The sequence below is a fragment of the Halomonas ventosae genome (assembly GCF_004361885.1).
In the GTDB taxonomy this organism is placed as follows: Bacteria; Pseudomonadota; Gammaproteobacteria; order Pseudomonadales; family Halomonadaceae; genus Halomonas; species Halomonas ventosae_C.
Window position 1 is genome coordinate 1 of the sequence record NZ_SNWH01000019.1, and the last position, 20,010, is coordinate 20,010.

The window sequence follows — 20,010 nt, forward strand, 5'->3', positions numbered from 1 at the left end:
GTCATCACGTAGCATTAGCCGAGGCATAGATCACCGAAAAATGCTGATATTCTAAATCAGCCCGATCTCCATCAGCAATTGTTAACGCACCCTAGCCCGGCCTTTGGTCGGGCTAGGGCTCGTGGTAGGAAGACTAACAAGCTGGCTTGTGTTGTTGGTTATGGCTGCCGTGCTCATCACTGTGTTAATGAATTTTTTTGGGGTAAATGTAATCGCTCGGTGGGACGAAAGAGTTCTACTTTTTGGGAGAGGCATAACCATAAATAGCGTCACAGAGTTGCAGTGGCATATCTTTGGCGTGCTGACTCTGTTTGGCGCAACCTATGCCCTCCATCTAGACAATCATGTTCGCGTTGATGTTGTTTACAGTAACTTGAGCTTGAGAAGCAGGGCTGTCGTTAATGTTGTTGGGCATTGTGTGATGCTTGTTCCCTTCTGTTTGATCATATCCTGGCTGTCGAAAAGTTTTGTGGAAATGTCCTACATTTCAGGTGAGCAGTCGAATTATGGTGGCCTTACAGATAGATATCTCATTAAAGCCATGCTCCCATTTGGGATGATGTTTTTGGCACTCGGGGCGCTGGGGCAAGTCATTAGAAACATCGGCGTAATCCTTGATCCGTCAATTGATAGTGATCCCCCGCGCAATTAGGAGTCGATGATAATGGTTGAATTTTTTGTACAGTACTCGCTTCCCATTGCGATGGTGGTGGCGTTGCTTGCCGGAATTTTCACAGGGTACCCAGTTGCCTTTTTGCTTGGGGGGTTGGGAATATTGTTTGCTTTTATTGGCGATATTCCTTTTCCTTTTTTAGGTGTGGTAGGTTCAAGGATATTTGGTCAGGTCATAGAAAACTGGCTCATGATTGCCATCCCTCTATTTGTGTTTATGGGTATTATGCTCGAGGTCTCAGGCGTTGCTAAGAGACTCCTTTTGACATTGCAGCGGCTGTTTGGAAGAACTCATGGTGGCTTGGCTATATCAGTAGCTCTTCTAGGTATTGTGATGGCTGCTAGCACCGGGATAATTGGTGCTTCAGTTGTAATGCTTGGGCTTCTTGCCCTGCCCGTAATGATGAAGCAGGGGTATAAAGCCGAGCTGGCATGCGGGGTTATTGCTGCATCGGGAACTCTTGGTGTTTTGATACCTCCATCTATTATGCTGGTGCTTATGGGTTCAATACTTCAGGTTTCAGTTGGTGCTCTTTTTAAGGCTGCTCTGTTGCCGGGTTTGCTTCTTGGTATTCTGTATGTGTTGTATTTGCTTGTTGTTTCTAAGGTGCGCCCTGAGTGGGCTCCGTTAGCTGATCCAGATTCTCTCGATCATGACGGCTCACCCCTTTGGCTCGCACTTATGAGAGATTTGTTTGGCCCTGTCATGTTGATGGTTATTGTGTTGGGTTCAATTATGGCGGGCATTGCGACTCCAACTGAGGCAGCAGCGATCGGCGCCGCAGGAAGCCTTTTATTAGCGGCTTCTACGCGGAGTCTTAAGTTTAATATTTTGCAGTCTGCTGTTCGGGATACTTCAAAAACTTCGGCAATGATTCTTTTTGTTGTTGTAGGCGCCACATGCTTTTCAGTAGTTTTCAAAAGGCTTGGTGGTGACTACATGATTGCTGACTTGGTGGCGAGCACAGGGCTTGGTCCATATGGGCTTTTGCTGGTAATAATGGCAATGATATTTGTTCTGGGCTTTTTCTTGGAGTGGATTGAGATTAGTTATGTGATCTTGCCACTTGTTGCGCCGGTTGTTCAGGCTCTTGATTTTGGCTTAGGGCTTTCTTCTCAGGCAGTCTTGATTTGGTTTGCTATCTTGGTGGCTATAAACCTCCAGACAAGTTTTTTAACGCCACCTTTTGGTTATGCACTTTTTTATCTCAAGGGGATAACCAAGGGAGAGATTGGTGTAGGTACAATTTATAAATCCATAATTCCGTTTGTTGGGCTTCAGCTTGTGGGTTTGATTGCATGTATAGCTTTTCCTGCTATTATTCTTTGGCTTCCAGGGCTCATCTGAGCTGACAAACTTGAGCCCGCCACTTAGGGCGGGCTCAAGTTTTTACTTTAAGTGCGGCCACTAAAAAATGATTCTTAGAGCATGGTGAAGCTCGGCAATTTTTAGTGAGTTATTGGTCCTCAGTCCTCAGTCCTCAGTCCTCAGTCCTCAGTCCTCACCAGCCAACCCTCAACGGTCTCGGCTCCGTACTCCTCCTTCCACGCCTTCAGCGTTTTCTGGTTGCCACCGCGGGTCTCGACGATTTCGCCGGTGTTGGGGTTCTTGTAGATCTTCAGCTTGCGCTTGGCGCGGCCGGTGCTCGTGGTGCTGGCGGCCTTGGCGGTGGCCGGCTTTGGGTCCAGCAGTTTGATGACGTCAGCGGCTGACTTGTCGAACTCACGCATCAGCGCCTCAAGCTTGTCCTTGAACTCCAACTCGGCCTTGAGGCGGTCGTCGTTCTTCAGCTTGTCGAGCTCTTCCTGGAGCTGCTTGAGCTGCTGTTCCTTCTGGATATAGGTGTTGAGAATGGACATGCGTCTCCTCGCATTGGGTGAGTGTTGGAGGCAAGTATGGTGGCTTCCGTGATTTGAATCAATGGATCTCTTCAATTAACCGTGGCAGTGACGGTTGCCAGCAGGGTAGTGGGTGCGCTGAGATATTGATGGGTGCTGCTTAAGAAAACACCCCGCGGCCGAGTTAACATTTCCTGATGCAGCTCAAAGCTGACTTCGTAATGCTGTGCCAGTTCCTTGTTCTACTGGAGTGGCAAGCATGGAGAGACACCACCCGCGCCGCTGGCTGGCCGCCTTTGGCCTATCTGCCTGCCTGGTAGGCCCCGTACTCGCTGAGCCAGCCATCGAAGTCTTTACCACCGCTGGTGAGCCGGTCGTCAACGTGCCCTCGGGCGTAGCGGTCATCGAACTCGATGTGCCTGGACGACTGGATGCCCTGCTGTCTCAGCAGTTGCCCGCGGATCCTGACGTTGCTGCAGCCTTGATGCGCGAGCGCATGACCACGCCCGCGTGGCAGGAAACTGCTGACCGCTATGCCGATAGCTATCTCGGGCTGGCCAGGGCCTGGCAGCTGGGTGTCGAGAAAGTGCCCGCCGTGGTGATCGATGGTCGCCATGTGATTTACGGCCAGCCGGACGTCGCGGGGGCATTGAACGAAGCCGATCGCCTGCTGAGTCAGGAGAGCCGCCCATGATGCGCTACAGGACCTTGGGCGCTCTGTTGATTGGCGCTGTGCTGAGCCTGGGCGTAATTGAGAGGCCCGCCCAGGCGCTAACAACACCAGAGATTGTGGCGTCGTCGATTACTACTCAATGCCTGGACTATCAGGTCATCGGCATCTGTGTCTGGCTCAACTGTTCCTGGTCGGGCTGCTCGATACGCACCTCGGTGCAGGTGCGTCATTACATCCCCGAGTTGGTGGTCTCCAGTTACGAGAACACTGGCGACAACCCGTGGTGGGAAGTGGCCACCCTCTCGCCACCCTTGGGTAAGGCCTTGGCAGGCGGGCAGAGCACCTCGGATGTCAGCCGGGCTCAGCACGAGCACCTGCGCTTCAAGAATGTGGATGCCATCGGCCACCCGGCCGGCGAGGCCTTCAGCAGCTTCGCCAGCGCCTTCGGCATGACCTGCGCCGGGGCAGCGACGCCCTTCCAGCCCTACCACCTCTCGACCCTGGACGCCCTGGCGTGGCGCAGCGGCATTCCCGAGTCGCTCTACCCCGAGGCACTCACGCCCGGCATGCGTGAGCTGGGCCAGCCCGGCGACCTGTGGGGCAACATCTACCCGCGCAGCGGCTTCCTGACTCAGGTACACGACTACAAGACCGCGGCGACCACCGCCCAGCGCTCTGCCGATGTCGTCACCCGCACCGGACAGCCCCACGTCTACACGCCGCTGGTGGCCGCCAGCCGCGACGGCTACTGGCCGCCCGGGCCGGTCAAGGAGGGCGATGCCTCGACCCACCGCTGGCAGCGCCTCACGCCCGGCATGAGCAAATCCTGTCGGGTGTGGCCGGACCGTGGCGTCACCGACACTTACGGTGACCGCCTGGATACCGGCGGTGACTACGCCTGGTCGTTGTGGCGCCCCTATCGTTGCTGCAAGCGTCGCGGCCAGACCCTGCTGTATGCAGTCCCCTGAAGGAGAGAAGCCGATGAAAGGAATTCGTATGCGACGCTTCGCCCTTGCGCCGCTGGCCGGCGCCCTGGTGGTGGGGCTGCTGTCTACCCATGCTGCCCAGGCTCAGGCGCAATCCGCCGATGCCCTTTACTACCAGATCGGCGGCGCCTCGCCTTTCAGCGTCTCCGCCGGACGGGGCTACAACCCCAACGTTCGCGGTATCGGCATCAGCTGGAACATGAATGCCACATGCGGCAACTTTGATATTGGCGCCACGGTCTCCAACCAGCTCAACGGCGTCACCGACGGCTTCCAGAACCTGATGGGGACGGTGGTTCAGAACGCCCAGGGTGCCGTGGCCTCGCTGCCCGCCATGGTCATCCAGCGGGCCAACCCGGGGCTCTATGACCTGCTAAGCAACGGCGTGCTGCAGGGGCGTGTCGACTTCGACCGGGCGTCGATGTCCTGCCGCCAGATGTCCGAGCGCATGGCCGACATGGTCACCGGGCAGGGGTGGCAGCAGATGGCCGCGGCCGAGAGCTGGCAGAGCGCGGCCCAGTCCAACGCCGACGTCGTCGCGGCTCAGGAGCAGGTCGACCAGTCGGGCGGCAACCAGGGCGTGACCTGGGTGGGAGGCCAGCGCCGCGGCGGCCAGGATCAGGCGCCGATTCGCGTGGTGCAGGACACCGCCCGGGCCGGCTACAACCTGCTGCACGGCCGTGACGACACCACCAGCACGGCCCCCATTGGCGGGGGCGGTGGCGGCTGGGGGTCGGTAGCCACCAACGAGGGCTCCTGGATCGGTGGCGGTGGGTTGGGCGGCGCCTCCGGTGGGAGCGGTGGCGGCGCAGGGTCAGGTAGCGGGGCTGGGAGCTGCCTGGGCGGCATGTGCACGGTCTGGCAGAGCCCGGAGGAGGCCGCCGAGTGGACTCAGACGGTGATCGGCGAACAGTCGATTCGCACCTGCGACGGCTGCGAGCGCAGCGAGACCCAGGCCGGCAGTGGCCTGGTCCGCGAGCTGGAGCGTGAGCAGCAGGAGGTCTACGGGCTGCTGCAGGGGCTGGTCGACGGCAGCGAGCCGCTGACCCCGGAGAACCTGCGCCAGGTCTCCGCCGGGGACGGCCTTACCGTCTCCCGCGGGGTGATCGAGTCGCTGCGCAGCGACCCCGAGGCCTCGCTGCTGATCCATCGCCTAAGCGGTGAGATGGCCCTGGCCAGGACCCTGACCAAGGCGCTGTGGGCGCGCCGGCTGCTGCTGGCCGGCAGCAGTGACCCGGGCATCGCCGACAACGAGCAGGGCATGTCGGCGCTGGATCGCAAGCTGGTGGCCCTGGATCGGGATATCGAGTCGCTGCGCTCCGAGATGGAGATCCGCCAGGCGCTGGGCAACAGCGCTGCCGGCATCGCCCTGGAGCGGGCCGCCCGGCGCAGCCAGGACGCCTCGCAGGGCGAGACCTTCAGGCCGGATGCGGCCCTGGACGGCCGCGGCCGCCCAGCCGGCGAGGAGGGCGGTGACTGATGACTCCACGTGCTTTCACCTGGCTGAATCCGGCCCGCTGGCCGTCGCTGCTGGTCGCCATGGCGGTGCTGGTCGTGATGTTCCTGCTGAGCGGCGCCATTCTCGCCGTCAGCGTGCGCCTGCTGGGCGGGCTCGAGGCCCACCATAGCGCCTGGCAGGCCGCCTGGCCGTGGCTGCTGGCCTGGCGGCTGAGCCTCTACGCGGCGCTAGCCCTGGTCTGGTGGCGCAAGTTGCGCCCACGGGCGGTGGCACGGCTGCGCCAGGATCATGACGACGGCCGGCAGGCGCTCGCCAAGCTCCGGCGACTCGAGGTGATGGCGCTGGGCATCCTGGCCCTCATCGAGGTTACCAACCTGATCAATCGGCTGGGAGGTGCCTGATGGGAGGCCTGCTCACCGCGCCGCTGGTGGTGTTCGACTACTTCTCGAATGCCATGACGCTACTCGGCTGGATCATCAACAACGCCATCTGGAACGTCATGGTCGGCACCGGCATCGCCGCGGTGCCGTTCATTACCCTGGTTCTCTCCGAATGGTTCAAGGCCCGCCAGGAGGGCGACGAGGCCGGGACCAAGGGCATCTTGACGGTTAACCGCATCGAGACCCGGCTCTACGCCATGATCCTGGCCTATGCATTCACCTGTTTGCCGTTGCTGCAGGTCCAGCTGGCCACCGCCGATATCGACGAGAACCGCTCGATGGAGTGCGGTACTCGACAGTTCGCCTCTGGCGGCTGGTCCGAGGGAGCCTTCGGTGCGACCGAGAATAGTATCGGTGGCCGTCAGGCGCGGCTGCCGCTGTGGTGGGCGGGCGTGCATGCCGTCTCGCATGGGGTAACCGCGGCGGCCGTTCACGCTATTCCCTGCTCGACGGACTTCGAGTCCATCCGCATGGAGCTGGACCTGCACAGCATCGAAGACCCGGGGCTGCAACAGGAGGTGGGAGAGTTCCAGCGCCAGTGCTTCGGCCCAGCGCGCAATCGGCTGCTACAGGAGGGCGGCGCCATCGAGGCGACCCGCGCCATGGACGTGGATTGGATCGGATCGAACTACTTCCAGACAACGCCCGGCTACTACGACAGCTTCTACGCCGGGCGCCCCATCGCCGGCTTCCCCTACGATGCCAGCCGGGATGTCTCCCGGCCCAACACCGGCCCGGGGATGCCGGGCTATCCCTCCTGCCAGGAGTGGTGGTCAGCCGAGAGCGTTGGCTTGAGGGCCCGGCTGCATGGTGAGGTGAGCACGGGGTTCTGGGATGACTTCCGCAGCGTCTTCACCGGCAGTGACGCTGAGGACTACGTGATACGGCGCCTGGTTAGCCCCCGCTCGGGTGCGGCCAGCGGCAACCTGGATCAGGCGGTGGTGGGCTTTCGTGGGCTGGATGGTGGTAATAACTTCTGGGATGCCACCGTCACCGCCGGCTCGGCGATTGGCGGCACCCTATCGATCCTGCCGTTCCAGGCTGGCATGGATATGCTCAAGCAGGCGCTGCCGATGGTGCAGGGCATCCTAGTGATGGCCATCATCATTTGCCTGCCGTTCGTGATGGTCATCTCCAGCTACAGCTTCAAGGTCGCCGGCATGGCCACCTTCGGGCTATTCGCCATGTGGTTCCTGACCTTCTGGTGGGAGCTCGCCCGCTGGATCAACGCCAACCTGGTGGATCTGCTCTACCGCAGCGACGCCGCCAAGCTGAGCTGGCTCTCCGCCGCCAACAACCTCTACGACCGCATGGTGTTGCAGTTTGTGGAAGGAATGATGTTTCTGGTGCTGCCGACGATCTGGGTGGCCGTGCTGGGATGGGCTGGCCTGAAGTCTGGTGCTGCTGTGGCCAAGGGCATCGGCGATGGCGGTAATCCATCACGACAGTCGGGAGAGAAAGGCGGCGGGCAGATACAGTCTTCGGGTTCTGGAGGGAGGCTCAAGTGATGAGAGCGAGCCAGCTCAGCTGGCTCGGCTCAGTACATCCACTCGCCATCCTGATCGTAGACGGTGCCATAGCCGTCATCGTTGAGGCTAGCTGAGGCTTCTTGGGCTGCTTTGTCATCTATGCTGGCCGATAGCCCCTGAGCCACACCGCCTGCTACTACGGCCGCTCCTCCGGCTACCTTGCCGGCTCCCCGGGCGATACGCCGCCACCCCTCCTGGGTGGTGGCCGTTTGGGCAGTGGACTTGGCCATGCCAGCGGCGGAGTCGCGCAGCACGCGCAGCGACTCTGTCGTGCTCGCCCGGGTGTGCCAGCCGTCAGACCAGCCTTCCTGCTGTCCACCGTCGAGAGCCTTCCGCGCTGCCTGGCGGCCAGCGCTGGCGGCTCGGGTGAGAAGTGATTTCAGCGCCATGGGCGTCCCTCCCTGGGTACATCAGCCTTTTAGCATAGACGTAGCGCGAGGGAAGCTCCAGTGGGCTTAGCCGAGGGATGCGAGGTGCTCGATGGTCTCGGGGTACTTCTGGACCAGCCGGATGAGGGTCTTGGCTTGGGCGTTGGGCTTGGCGCGGCCCTGTTCCCAGTTCTCCAGCGTCCTGGGGTTGGTGCGCAGGTACATGGCAAACACCGGTCGCGACATATGCAGCTTCTCGCGCAGCGCGATGAGCTCATCGGCAGTGACGTCAGGGACCTCATCCAGAGCGACAGGATGCGAGCGCAGCGTGCGCTTGCCTTGGCGCTCCTCCGCCAAAGCGTCGAAGCCCTCGACGAGCTCGTCAAAGATGTTGCGGTCCATGGTCATGTCCTCGTAACGACACCAAAAAGTATACGCAATTTGCGTATGAATTTCGCTGCTGATCATTGCCGCCTTCGCTCGTTGCCAAGAGCCTTAGCAGGAGCGGAGCGGCAAAGGCTGAAAGGCAAAAAAGCCGGAAGGGAAGGGGGCTCAAGGGGAAGGGGCTTGCCCCTAAAGGCCGGGGAGAGTGCGGACGACAAAGGGAAAGGGCAAAGGCAAAGGGTTGCTGCCGGCGCTGGTCGTTTCTCACCCTGTCGTGGCGCCGCTTGCTTGAAGCGGCGCTGCAGAAAGAAACCGCAGCTTTTGCAGAAAGCCTCCTACCTAACTCACTGATTCTGCTGTTTTTGCACTATGCGCTTCCCCTACGTCGGCGCACCTGTGCAGAATGAAGCGCTGTCTGCATCTACCGACAAGGAGGTCGCCGTGGGATTTCGCTTCCAGCGCCGTATCACCCTCGCGCCGGGTATCCGCCTCAATCTGAGCAAGCGGGGCCTCGGGCTTTCGGTGGGCCCGCGGGGCGCGAGCCTCAGCGTGGGGCCAAGGGGCGTGCACGGCCACGCGGGCATTCCCGGCACCGGGCTCGCCTATCGCCAGAAGCTCAACGCCCGGAGCCGTTCGGCTGGGCGGGGAAGCAGCGGCGCCGGCCGCGCAAGCCCCGCGGGGAGCCTGGAGGCGCTGCTGGCTCAGGGCGAGTCGCTGCCCATCCGGCTGGATATCGACGGTGATGGCGGCATCCACTATGCCCACGGTGACGGCACGCCGATGAGCGACGACGAGGCCCGGGTGCTGCGGCGTCATGCCGGAGACTCTCTGCGCGAGCAGCTGGCTCAGCACTGCGAGCGCCTCAACGCCGACTTGGATCGCCTGGGGCGGCTCCACGAGGAGACGCCCCACCCGGATATCACCGGCTACGTCACCCGAGACTTCGCCGAGGCGCCGCCGGCGCCACCGGCGCTGCGTCAGCCCGCCGTGTGGCAGCGGCTGTGGCCCCCCGCCAGGCGGCGCGTCGAGGAGGAGAACCTGCGCCGGCAAGCGGCCTTTGATGAGGCCTATCGTGACTGGGAGTGGCGCAAGGCGACGCACGACGAAGCGGAGTTCGCACGCCACCTTCGTGAGGGAGAAGGCGTGCTTCACGACCCGGACGCCATGGAGCAGACGCTGCGTGAACGTCTGGAGGAGATCAACTGGCCCCGTGAAACCGCCATCGACTTCGACCTCGGCAGCGACGTCAGCACCATTGCCGTGGATATCGACCTCCCCTGTGGCGACGAGATGCCCGACCGCTACTGGACCATGCCCGCCAAGCAGATCAGGCTCACGCCCCGCCGGCTCAGCGACACCCGGCAGCGTGAGCTCTATCGAGATCACGTCCACGGCATCGCCTTTCGCGTGCTGGGCGCGGTGTTCGCACGCCTGCCCGCCGTGCAGGAGGCGAGAATCTCCGGCTATCGCCAGATCACCGACCAGGCCACCGGCGGTGAGCGCGACCAGTACCTGTTCAGCGTGAAGGTTACTCGCGAGCAGTGGAGCAGGATCCACTTCGACAGACTGGACCAGGTTGATCCGGTAGCGGCCATGGAGGCCTTTACCCTGCGCCGCGACACGACCAAGACCGGCATCTTCCGCGACATCGAGCCCTTCAAGCTGGTGTAGCACCCCGACTCTCAGTTCCCCTTACCCATCCGTCGCGGCTGGCGTAACATGGCGTGCAAAGAGCCATAAACGAGCCGGCCAGGGCTCCAGGCCTCGTGGAGGCAGCTCTGGCGCCACTGCAGGGAGCAACCGATGCGCGACGTTCTATCCACCTGTCAGCCACGCCCCGAGATCCTGGCGGGCACCTTCAACCCTGAGATCTTCACCGCCAGCCTGAGCAAGGTGCTGGGTGACTATCGTAAGGGGGAAGCTCGTGAGGGAGCCGTGTCGCTCTACTCCGATCCGGTGGCCTTTTTCCGCGATGCCACGCACCCGACCCAGGGGTTGTGCACCATCCTGGACAACGCCTTGGCAAGGCTGACCAACGGTGACCTGTCGCGCCCGGCCATGCAGCGTCTCGATACCGCCTTCGGGGGCGGCAAGACCCACACCCTGATCGCTCTGGCCCACGCCGCCATGCAGGGGCAGCCGCTGGCTGAGCACATGACCGGCATCCTCGCTCCCGAGCGCTTGCCGGCACCGGGCCAGGTGCAGGTGGTCGGCATTATCGGCGACACCGTGGATACCCTGCGAGAAACCGCCGGTGGCGCTTCGCCCAAGCCCAACACCCTGTGGTGGATGATCGCCCAGCAGACGCTTTCCACCGAGCAGCAGGCCTCCATCCAGTCGCGCCTGGATGACGCCTCGGCGCCGGCTTCAGATGAGTTCTTCGATACGCTGTTCGGCGACCGGCCGACGCTGATCATCATTGACGAAATCGCCCAGTACCTCTCGCGCATGGAGGCGGCCTTCCCGGGTGTAGGGGCCGAGCAGTCGGCGGCCTTCCTGATGTCGCTCTCCACCTATGCGGCAGGCAGAGCCAATGTCTCGGTAGTGCTGAGCCTGGCCTCTGCCACCAATGCCTTCGGCGATTTCAACAAACTGATCCGCAAGCTGCAGTCCACCCACAGCATGAGCTCGGCCGAGGCCGAGGCTGTGGTGCGCGAGGCGCAGCGTGGCGTGCTGGACGTGGTCAACCGAACCTCGGAGGCCACCACCCCGGTGCAGGAGGGGGATCTCTCTCGCATCATGGCCAAGCGCTTGTTTGTTTCCGTGGATCATGCGGCAGCTAGTGAAGTGGCCTCGGCATTTATCGAGACCTACCGCCAGGCTGGTACCGATCTTCCTGCCGGTGCCAATGACCCGCAGCTGCATGATCGTCTGGTGGCGCACTATCCGTTCCACCCCACGCTGATCGAGTTTCTCTCAGAGGAGCTGGCCCAGGTGGAGAGCTTCCAGGGCACCCGCGGCTTGCTGCGTACCCTGGCGCGCGCCGTGCGCCGTATCTGGGAGGCGAAGCTGGCGATTCCGCTGATCCAGACCGGCCATATCGACCTCTCGGACAGCACCATCCGCAACGAGCTGCTGGGCAAGACCGAGAACAGCGATCTCGTCCCCGTGCTGGATTCCGACATCAGCAAGGCCTCCGGCACCCAAGCCACCAGCCGCACTGTGGCTGGCGAGCTGGATGCCGCCAACCCTCATCCGGATGGCTACCCGGTGCATGAGTGGGCCTGGCGTGCGGTTTTCCTGCACAGCCTGATCGGCCGCGGCGGAGGCCTGCAAGATGAGAAGTTCGGTATCGACATCACCTCGGCGGTCTATGAAATGGCCTCGCCGGCCATCAAGCCCGCTACCGTGCGCTCGGCGCTGGAAACCATCGAGCGAGAGGCTAACTACCTGCGTGAGCGCAATGGGCGCCTCTACGCCGATACCGTGCCGACTCTCAACAACATTCTGCGCCGCATCGAAGGCAACGTCGCTCATGCCGAAGCGATGACGCGGGTCGAGCAGGTGGTGCGCAGCCTGATCAAGGGCTCCTCTGTGTTCGATGTTCACCCCAACATCGATGACAGCGAAGGCATCCCCGACAAGACCCCTAAGCCACAGCTGGGCATCCTCGCCTTCGAGGTGGAAGAGATGGACCCGGCGCGCTTCATCGAGCGGCGCGGTGACGCGGTGCGTCAGTACCAGAACCAGGTCTTCCTGCTGGCCCCCAGCACTACCCACATTGCGGGTACCACCTGGACAGAGTCACGCACCCACCAGGAGCACCGAACCCGGCAGAACATCCTCACCCTGGCGCGCAAGGCGATTTCCCTGGAGCGCCTCAAGGAGAACCCCGAGAACTGGGGCGTCAGCCATGAGCAGCTGCAGAAGGGCGAGTTCAAGGATCGCGCCGCCAAGAGTCCGGCCGAGCTGCGCACCGCCATCGATGAAAGCTACCGCTTCCTGATCTACCCGGGGCGTGAGGGCGGTCGCGTGGTGGTCCGCGATCTCGGTAAGCGGGGCACGGGCCCGACCGCGGGCGGCTCCGGCGGTATGCACCTGGAGGATGCCATTCTTAAGCAGCTGGCTGATGAGGGAGAGCTGATCACCGACGAGCGCGCCTCCACGGCAGAGGCCATCACTCTTTTGGGGAAGCTGTTCTTCGATAGCCTCAAGCAAGTCAACGTCAGCGACTTGATCGAGCGCTTCGCGACTCGCCGGAACTGGCCGATCCTGCAGCGACCGGCGCTATTGGCGACCGTGCTGGTAGAGGGTGCCAAGCGCAGCAGCTGGTGCCTGGGCCATATGCCCGACAAGAACAGTCACAAACCCGATGACCTTTACCACAAGGACAATCAGCCGCCTCTTACGGTGGAGCCGCTGGAGAACGGTGGGGAAGGCTGGATCCTCTGCACCAAGGAGCATGCCAAGCAGCTGGGCTGGCTGGAGAGCATTGTCCGCGACCCCAACACCGTAGGCCCTTGGGTAGAGCAGACCATCGAGAGCCGTGAGCAGGTAGATATCGCTCAATTGGAGCGATATCTGGAGCAGGACCATGACCGAGTCGATGGTCAAGTGCTTCAGCAACAGCTAAATAACCTGCTCGCTACGAAAAAGCTGGTCGCTTTTCCCAAAGAAGCTTTCGATGAAAATGGGGATGCGGACCCAGAGCAGGCAATGACCGGCGATACAGTGCCTCTTGGTGGCGTGTCAGACGGGATTGCTGTCACCTACCGATACGCGCAAGAAAGGGGGTGGTTGCTCCAACCCAAGGTTGAGGTGCGCAACTTTCTGCTGCGTACGCCCGAGAAAATCAAGCAGCTGTTCAACCTGCTCTCCGGCACTGGACTGGCCCAGTCGAAGACCGAGGTGCAGACTGTTCAGATCGGCGCGGAAACCCCTGATAAGGGCCGCTTTCAGCTGATCCTCGGCCCGACCACAGTAGGCGCCCTGGTCGAGAGCCGAGCGCTTTTTTCGGCGTTGAACAGCCGCCTGAAGTTCAACACCGAGCAGCATCAGGTACGCCTGACGCTGGGTGAGCTGGACCCGAACTGCAAGTTCACCAAGATGCTAGAGCAACTGGAAGGATAATCACCGCCGATGGCCACTACCGCAAAGAAGGCGGCCCCCCGCGCGCGCCGCAAGAGTCACCAGGCCGATGAGGCGCAGCTGGCTAAATTGGCCAAACGCTCACCCTATGTGCTGCGCCTGACGCGCCACAAGGACCTGCCGCCGCCGGTGCTGATCATCAAGGAGCGCATCGCCCCGGAGGACCGCGACGACATCGAAGGGCTCACCAACCCGCGCGCCAAGCACGTGGAGCGCGGCACCCTGCATGGTGATAGCGTGCGCGCCTGCCTGCCGGTGCTCAAGCGTATCCTGGAGGAGGTGAAGGATGAGCAAGGAATTCCTCTGGGCCTGGAGAGCTATATGTCTGCCCAGGGGCTCAAACGGAGTGATCTAAACTTCCCCCTGGATGAGGCCGCCGGCGCCCGCCTGGCGCTATTTTTCCGCCTGCAGAGCAAGGTGAAGGACGTCGACCGCATCGAGCTGATCGGCCGCCGGGTAGCGATGTTCTCCCGGGAGGAGGCCGTCTACTGGCTGGCCAACGTCACCACCGCCGACCCCGCGCTGCGCAGCTGGGCCACCAGCGGGCTGCGCATGCTGCTGTGTGGCGAGGCCGGCGACAAGCGGGTGCCACGCATCCTGGAGAAAGTGCGTGCCCGTGGCTGAGCACTGACACAGCAGCTGCTTGGCGGGTGTCGCCAGGCAAGCAAGGTAACTGGGCGCTTTGCGCCGCCGACATCATCAGCCAGGCCAGCCGCCTGGCTGTCGCTTTACAAGGAAGCAGCACCATGGATTTCAGCAACGACCAGCGCCTGATCGAAGCCGGCTTTCCCTGCCACCAGGTGGGGGCGGAGACGCGCCGTGAGCGCGATACTGGTAAGCAACCACCTACTTCTAGACTACATGTCTGGTGGGCGCGTCGTCCTTTAACCCCTAGCCGCGCAGCCATCTTGGCGTCCCTGCTGCCTGCCGATGCTGACCCCGAGCAGTTTATTCGTGATTTGGGGATCGTGCGGTGGCAGGCAAAGTTAGGCGAGCAGCGCTGGACTCTGGCGAGTGAAACCATAACCACGCGCATCCATCAGGAGGATAATGGCAGTTGGGTATTGCCCGTCGACAAGACTGTGCTCAAGGCAGTGGAAAAGGAGCAGCAGCGCCGTGAGGCCTGCCGCGAAATGGTCGATCAGCTGGAGCAGGCTAGCCCCGAATTTCAGCAAGACCCCGTGGTACAGGGCTGGAAATTAGATATCCAGGAGCTGCCCACCATGGGCGTCTATGTTGGAGCCAAGCTTGAAGTTTTGCCAGTTACAGCTGATCCAGCTGGCGTTACTGAAAAGCTTGAATTTGCCAAGCGAGCTGACGTCAAGAAAGCCCTTGGTAAAGCCATTCGCTGGGACCCGGAAGACTCCTACGGCTATTCCCGTGCCTTTGCCACGCCGATTCAGCCGCTGCCAGAGAGTGAGCGCAAGGTGGTGCTGGACCCCACCTCGGGTGGGGGGTCCATTCCCTTCGAGGCACTGCGCCTCGGCCATAAGGTCATCGCCAATGAGCTCAATCCAGTTGCCAGCGTTATTCTCAAGGCTACGTTGGATTACCCTGCTCGCTTTGGTGAAAGCCTGCTCGGTGATCTTGAGAAGTGGGGAGGCGAGCTGAAAAAAATAGTAGAGTCCAAGATGGCTCCATTTACCCCGTTTGGGAAAATTCCTGGCAATGAAATCTCCAAGCTGGAAGTGTGTTTGCAAAAAAACCCAGAACTAGTTGGGGAGTATACGGATGAATATGATCAGCAAGGGCTGCTTTATTGCAGACAGGTAGCCTGTCCTCACTGCGGAGGTGATGCGCCGCTGCTTAATTCCTTATGGCTGTCCAAGAAAGGGGAGTCATGTGGGGTGGCGATCAAGCCTCAGCCCGACAAGACAGTGCGCTTCGAGCCCTTTGAGGTGACAGCAGGCAACCGTGGACCCAACGGAGAAGACCTGGATGCTGGTACCGTAACCCGCGGTGTAGGCCAATGTGTTCACTGTCATCAGGCGATCTCGGGTGATGAAATCAAACGCCAGGCACGTGGCGAGTCTGAACATGGTAAGTGGCAGGATATTCTCTATGCTGTAGTGGGCGTGCGCATTGAACCTAAGCTGGACAAGCATGGCAATTTGCAGCGCTTTGCCTCAGGCGAGCGTAAGGGAGAGATCAAGACCCAGAAAGTACGCTACTTCCGTGCACCGACCGAAATAGATCTACAGGCACTGCAGTCGGCAGAGTGTGAGCTTGAAGAGCGGCGCGTGGATTTTGAGATGAAAGGGCTTGTGCCTAATGAGCCTTTTCCCCAAGGTAACGATATGCGTCCAATTAACTATGGGATGCCAACATGGGCGGATATGTTTACCCCGCGCCAGCTGCTTGGCCATCTGACTGCGATGGAGGCGCTACAGGATGCGAAGCCGAGGATTTTAGAGGAGCTTGGCAAGGAGCGAGGGTGTGCAGTTATTACATATTTGCAGCTCGGTATCGACAAGTTTGTTGATTATAATAGCCGGCAGACACGTTGGATTCAGCAGCGCGGCCAGGTCTCCGGGACTTTTGGGCGTCATGACTTTTCACTAAAGTGGACGTTTGGAGAGATGGTTTTTTCGGGGCCGTCATCGGGTTTTTCTTGGGCGCAGAAATCAGTTTATGAGGCTTTGAGTGAGATAATAAGGCTGGTTGATCCTGTCCATAAAATTCATGGTGGCGATACTGCTGGCGGCCTGATACAGTTTAAGGGAACTGCAGCTGACATTAGTGGATTGGAATGCTCTTCAGTCGATGCTGTTGTAATGGACCCTCCGTATTATGATAATGTCCAGTATAGTGAGCTTTCCGACTTTTATTATGTTTGGCAGAAGCGCTCACTAGCCGATCTCTACCCGGAATGGTTCGATGATGAAGTGACCGATAAAGCTTCTGAAGCTGTAGCCAATCCTGCGCGTGATGGTTCAGCCAAAAGTGCCAAGGCTCGCTACGAGGAGCTGATGCAGGGCATCTTTGCCGAGAGCAAGCGGGTGCTCAAGCAGGATGGCATCATGACGCTGATGTTTACCCACAAGAGCTCCGATGCCTGGGAAACTCTGACCAACTCCCTGATTCAAGCTGGTTGGGATATCACGGGGACTTATCCTGTCGATTCCGAATTCGGCGCGTCTACTCACCAACTCAATCTCGCCGCTGCGGCCTCCACCATCTTTATCGCCTGCCGCCCAGCGGATCGCGGTGATCGTGAACCCTCCAGTTGGGCCTACGAGGTCAAGGGCAAGCTGGAAGCTGCGGTACGTGAAGGTCTGGGCGAATTCGAGCGCCTCAAGCTCAACCCCGTGGACCGTATGATCGCCTCCTGGGGCCGTGCCCTGCGTGTCTACTCCGCCCACTGGCCGGTACAGGATGGCGACGATGAGGTGCCGCCCACCCGCGCCATGCAGGAAGCGGCTCGCGTGGTGGCAGAAGAAGAGGTCAGCCGCCTTTCCGGTGGCTTGGTCACCGTCGACGACCTGGACGCCGAATCTCGCCTGGCTGTGATCGCCCTCGGCATCAACGGCCTCGGCGACTTCGCCTTCGATGACGCGCTGCAGATGAGCCGCTCGCTCAACTTCCGCCTGCAGAATCGCAACGGCAACTACCGCGTCAGCGACGACATGGTGGCCTATGCCAACGTCGGCGAAGACGAGCGTGCCGCCCCGCTGGCCATCCGCGGCAACAAGTTGCGCTTGCTCAAGCCGGAAGAACGCGCCGCGGCCCGCCTGGAGAGCCCACAGACGCTGTGGGACGTGCTCGGTGGGCTGATCGTGACGCATCGTGAAGGTGGCATCGTCGCCGCGCGTAACTACCTCAGCGAGCATGGCAAGCGCGATAGCGACGCCCTGCGCGGCCTGCTCAAGGTGTGGGCCAAGGAGTGCCGCGACGATGAGCTCAAGCGCGAAGCCCAGCTGATCGACTACGAGCTGTAAGGAGAGAGGCCCATGCTCACTGAGCTGCGACTGCAGAACTTCAAGGCCTGGCGGGATACCGGGCCTATGCGCCTGGCGCCGCTGACGGTCATTTTCGGTACCAATAGCTCAGGCAAGTCGAGCTTGGGCCATCTGCTGATGGCTCTTAAGCAGACGGCGCTGCTGACCGATCGCAAGCGCTCCCTGCACCTGGGCGACGACAACTCGCTAATCGATCTGGGCACCTTCGAGGACTGCCTGCATGACCACGATCTGAACCAGGCGCTGGGCTTCTCGCTGAGCTGGAAGAGCCGCAAGCCACTTGAGCTGAACGACATCCTCAATCCTGACCAGACCTTTTGTGGCGATGAGCTCACACTGGAGGCGGAGATCGCGGCCAGCAAGGCACAGCAGCCCGAGACGCGACAGTTCTCCTACTCCCTGGGCCAAGGTGATGACGAGGTGCTCAAGGTTCGGCATGGGCGCCGTGACGGCAAGGCATTTCTCAAGTGCGATCCGCTGCGGCTGGTGCATGCCCAGGGCCGGAACTGGGGCGTCGAATCGCCGGAGAAGTTCTACCGCTTCTCGGACAAGACGCTGTCGCGTTACCAGAACGCGCACTTCCTGACCGACTTCGTGCTGGAAGCCGAGCAGCTGCTGGAGAACTTCTACCACCTCGGTCCACTGCGCAGCCCGCCCAAGCGTGTCTACCCCTGGTCGGGTGATACCCCGCCCGATGTGGGGGCCGAAGGTGAGCTGACCATTCCGGCGATACTGGCTGCCACTCAGCAGGGGCGGCAGCTCAACCGCGGGCCCAAACAGAAGTATCAACCCTTCGACGCCTTTATCGCCGGCTGGCTCAAGAACCTGGGCATCATCCATGAGTTCAAGGTCGAGCCCATCGCGAAAGGGCGCAAGGAGTATGAGGTGCTGATCCAGGCCCATACCGGTGCACCCTGGGTGAAGCTGACTGACGTCGGTTTTGGTGTCTCACAAATCCTTCCGGCCCTGGTGCAGGCCTTCTATGCGCCCCCGCACTCGGTGCTGTGGATGGAGCAGCCGGATATTCACCTCCATCCGCGCGTTCAGGCCAATCTGGCGGATGCCTTCATCAGCGCGATCCATGCGCGAGAGAACGGCGAGAACCGTAACACCCAGCTGATCATCGAAAGCCACTCCGAGCACTTCCTCAACCGCCTGCAGCGACGCATCGCCGAAGGCGAGGTGACACCCGATGAGGTGGCGGTCTACTTCGTGACGCGCAATCGTCAGGGTGCCCACCTGGAGCCGCTGCGGCTCAACGAGTACGGGGATATCGAGAACTGGCCGGATGACTTCTTCGGCGATGACATGGAGGACATCACCCAGCGGGCGCTGGCGGCCGCGAAGAAGCGCAAGGCCAAGAAGGCACAGGAGGCAGGTGAATGAGGCGAGCCGTGGTCGATACCAACGTGCTGTTGGTAGCAAACCGTGACCATGCGGATATCTCTGAGGAGTGCGTGATCACCTGCATCGAGGCGCTCGATAGCCTGCGCCAGAGTGGGGTCACGGTGATCGATGACGAGTGGTACATTCTGAGCGAGTACCATCACAAGCTAAACCCGAACCGGGGCCAGCCTGGGCCTGGCGATGTCTTTCTCAAGCATCTGCTGCGGCAGCAGGCTAATCCCAAGCACGTCGCCGAGGTGTCGGTTACCGAGAGCGCCGATGACTGGTTCGAGGAATTCCCCGACCATGCGCTTCAGCGTGAATTCGACCCGCCGGATCGCAAGTTTATCGCTGTGGCGGCGGCCGATGCTGAGAATCCGCCCATCCTCCAGGCCGCGGACTGCAAATGGCTGAACTGGTGGGAGCCGCTGTCTCAGGCTGGCGTGCACTTCCGCTTTGTCTGCCCCGATGACGTGGGGCGCTTCTACGCGCAGAAGTTTCCCAACCAGACCATGCCCGAGTTTCCGCCAGATGAGTGACTTCTTCCGTTTCCCCCACACCCCGCACCTTGCCTGGCTGGGAGAGGGAGAGCCCCGCGACGACAAGCTGCTGGACCTTCCCGAGGTAGAGGCACTGCTCGCGGGCGAGGTGCTGGTGGAGGAGAAGCTGGATGGCGCGAACCTGGGGATCTCCTGGGGAGAGAACGGCCTGCTGCGTGCCCAAAACCGCGGGGCCTATCTGGAGCCCCCGTTTCGCGGACAGTTCTCGCGACTCAACCAGTGGCTCATGCAGCACCTGGCCAGTTTCCAGGCTCACCTGCCCGAGTATGTCATCCTCTTCGGGGAGTGGTGTGCCGCACGCCACTCCCTCGACTACGCCAACCTGCCGGACTGGTTCCTGGTCTTCGATGTCTACGACCGCCAGGCCCAGCGCTTCTGGAACAGGGAGCGGCGCAATGAGCTGGCCGCGCGGCTCGGCCTGGCCACGGTACCCCTGTTGAAGAGCGGGCGCTTTACTGCCAAGGCGCTGGAATCGCTGGTGCGCACTGGCCGCAGCGGTTACCGGGACGGCAAGCTGGAAGGCATCGTCATCCGTCAGGATGGCCCCGAGTGGTGCGAGCGTCGCGCGAAGCTGGTGCACCCTGACTTTGTCCAGCAGATCGAGGAGCACTGGCGCTCCCGGGCGCTGGAGTGGAATGAATTGGCAGCACAACAATAGTTAATAATT

Annotated in this window: 17 protein-coding genes; 14 read left to right on the plus strand and 3 right to left on the minus strand. The window is 61.1% G+C overall.

Features of this window, described 5'->3' with window-relative positions; genetic code table 11:
• Positions 1-160: 160 nt before the first annotated feature.
• Together DFO68_RS12335 and DFO68_RS12340 are read left to right on the plus strand one after the other, a co-directional pair.
• Complete coding sequence (locus DFO68_RS12335; RefSeq protein WP_133483944.1) at positions 161-652, plus strand: TRAP transporter small permease subunit; 492 nt, start codon at positions 161-163, stop codon at positions 650-652.
• A gap of 12 nt (positions 653-664) precedes the next feature.
• Positions 665-2,020 carry a TRAP transporter large permease gene (locus DFO68_RS12340; protein ID WP_166637569.1) on the plus strand — a complete coding sequence of 452 codons (1,356 nt, stop codon included), beginning with the start codon at positions 665-667 and terminating at the stop codon, positions 2,018-2,020.
• A gap of 140 nt (positions 2,021-2,160) precedes the next feature.
• Here DFO68_RS12340 and DFO68_RS12345 read toward each other — a convergent pair whose 3' ends face one another.
• Entirely contained in the window at positions 2,161-2,532 is a 372-nt protein-coding gene (locus DFO68_RS12345; RefSeq protein ID WP_133483945.1) for a histone-like nucleoid-structuring protein, MvaT/MvaU family, read from the minus strand.
• 238 nt (positions 2,533-2,770) lie between these two features.
• Here DFO68_RS12345 and DFO68_RS12350 point away from each other — a divergent pair, with 238 nt between their 5' ends.
• The 5 genes from DFO68_RS12350 to DFO68_RS12370 are packed head-to-tail and all read left to right on the plus strand — an operon-like array spanning position 2,771 to position 7,577.
• Positions 2,771-3,205, plus strand: coding sequence for a TIGR03757 family integrating conjugative element protein (locus DFO68_RS12350; protein ID WP_133483946.1), 435 nt, complete (start codon positions 2,771-2,773; stop codon positions 3,203-3,205).
• Positions 3,202-4,152 carry a TIGR03756 family integrating conjugative element protein gene (locus DFO68_RS12355; protein ID WP_432206843.1) on the plus strand — a complete coding sequence of 317 codons (951 nt, stop codon included), beginning with the start codon at positions 3,202-3,204 and terminating at the stop codon, positions 4,150-4,152. The genes DFO68_RS12350 and DFO68_RS12355 overlap by 4 nt, the downstream gene beginning before the upstream one ends.
• A gap of 13 nt (positions 4,153-4,165) precedes the next feature.
• Positions 4,166-5,650, plus strand: a complete 1,485-nt coding sequence (locus DFO68_RS15950) for an integrating conjugative element protein (protein WP_279512837.1) — start codon at positions 4,166-4,168, stop codon at positions 5,648-5,650.
• Complete coding sequence (locus DFO68_RS12365) at positions 5,650-6,030, plus strand: hypothetical protein (protein WP_133483947.1); 381 nt, start codon at positions 5,650-5,652, stop codon at positions 6,028-6,030. The genes DFO68_RS15950 and DFO68_RS12365 overlap by 1 nt, the downstream gene beginning before the upstream one ends.
• On the plus strand, positions 6,030-7,577 hold the full coding sequence (locus DFO68_RS12370) for a conjugal transfer protein TraG N-terminal domain-containing protein (RefSeq protein WP_133483948.1): 1,548 nt from the start codon (positions 6,030-6,032) through the stop codon (positions 7,575-7,577). Before DFO68_RS12365 ends, DFO68_RS12370 begins: the two co-directional genes overlap by 1 nt.
• 29 nt (positions 7,578-7,606) lie before the next feature.
• On the opposite strand, the gene DFO68_RS12375 is transcribed toward DFO68_RS12370, so the two are convergent.
• The gene (locus tag DFO68_RS12375; RefSeq protein ID WP_133483949.1) at positions 7,607-7,987 is read right to left on the minus strand and encodes a hypothetical protein; all 381 of its coding nucleotides are present in this window, start codon (positions 7,985-7,987) and stop codon (positions 7,607-7,609) included.
• Between the two features lie 66 nt (positions 7,988-8,053).
• On the minus strand, positions 8,054-8,368 hold the full coding sequence (locus tag DFO68_RS12380) for a helix-turn-helix domain-containing protein (protein WP_133483950.1): 315 nt from the start codon (positions 8,366-8,368) through the stop codon (positions 8,054-8,056).
• A gap of 423 nt (positions 8,369-8,791) precedes the next feature.
• Between DFO68_RS12380 and DFO68_RS12385 the strand changes: the two genes are divergently transcribed.
• The 7 genes from DFO68_RS12385 to DFO68_RS12415 all read left to right on the plus strand — a co-directional run bounded on the left by DFO68_RS12385 (position 8,792) and on the right by DFO68_RS12415 (position 20,001).
• Positions 8,792-10,021, plus strand: a complete 1,230-nt coding sequence (locus DFO68_RS12385) for a DUF4236 domain-containing protein (RefSeq protein WP_133483951.1) — start codon at positions 8,792-8,794, stop codon at positions 10,019-10,021.
• A 132-nt stretch (positions 10,022-10,153) separates the two neighbouring features.
• Positions 10,154-13,420 (plus strand): DUF499 domain-containing protein, encoded by a 3,267-nt coding sequence (locus DFO68_RS12390; protein ID WP_133483952.1) that lies wholly within the window; start codon positions 10,154-10,156, stop codon positions 13,418-13,420.
• 9 nt (positions 13,421-13,429) lie between these two features.
• Positions 13,430-14,062 (plus strand): DUF7680 family protein, encoded by a 633-nt coding sequence (locus tag DFO68_RS12395; RefSeq protein WP_133483953.1) that lies wholly within the window; start codon positions 13,430-13,432, stop codon positions 14,060-14,062.
• Positions 14,063-14,184: 122 nt separating this feature from the next.
• Complete coding sequence (locus DFO68_RS12400; RefSeq protein WP_133483954.1) at positions 14,185-17,376, plus strand: DUF1156 domain-containing protein; 3,192 nt, start codon at positions 14,185-14,187, stop codon at positions 17,374-17,376.
• Positions 17,377-17,388: 12 nt separating this feature from the next.
• Positions 17,389-18,783, plus strand: coding sequence for a DUF3696 domain-containing protein (locus DFO68_RS12405; RefSeq protein ID WP_133483955.1), 1,395 nt, complete (start codon positions 17,389-17,391; stop codon positions 18,781-18,783).
• A complete protein-coding gene (locus DFO68_RS12410; protein ID WP_133483956.1) occupies positions 18,780-19,322 on the plus strand; it encodes a hypothetical protein in 543 nt (180 codons plus the stop codon). The genes DFO68_RS12405 and DFO68_RS12410 overlap by 4 nt, the downstream gene beginning before the upstream one ends.
• A complete protein-coding gene (locus tag DFO68_RS12415; RefSeq protein WP_133483957.1) occupies positions 19,315-20,001 on the plus strand; it encodes an RNA ligase family protein in 687 nt (228 codons plus the stop codon). Before DFO68_RS12410 ends, DFO68_RS12415 begins: the two co-directional genes overlap by 8 nt.
• Positions 20,002-20,010: the final 9 nt, after the last annotated feature.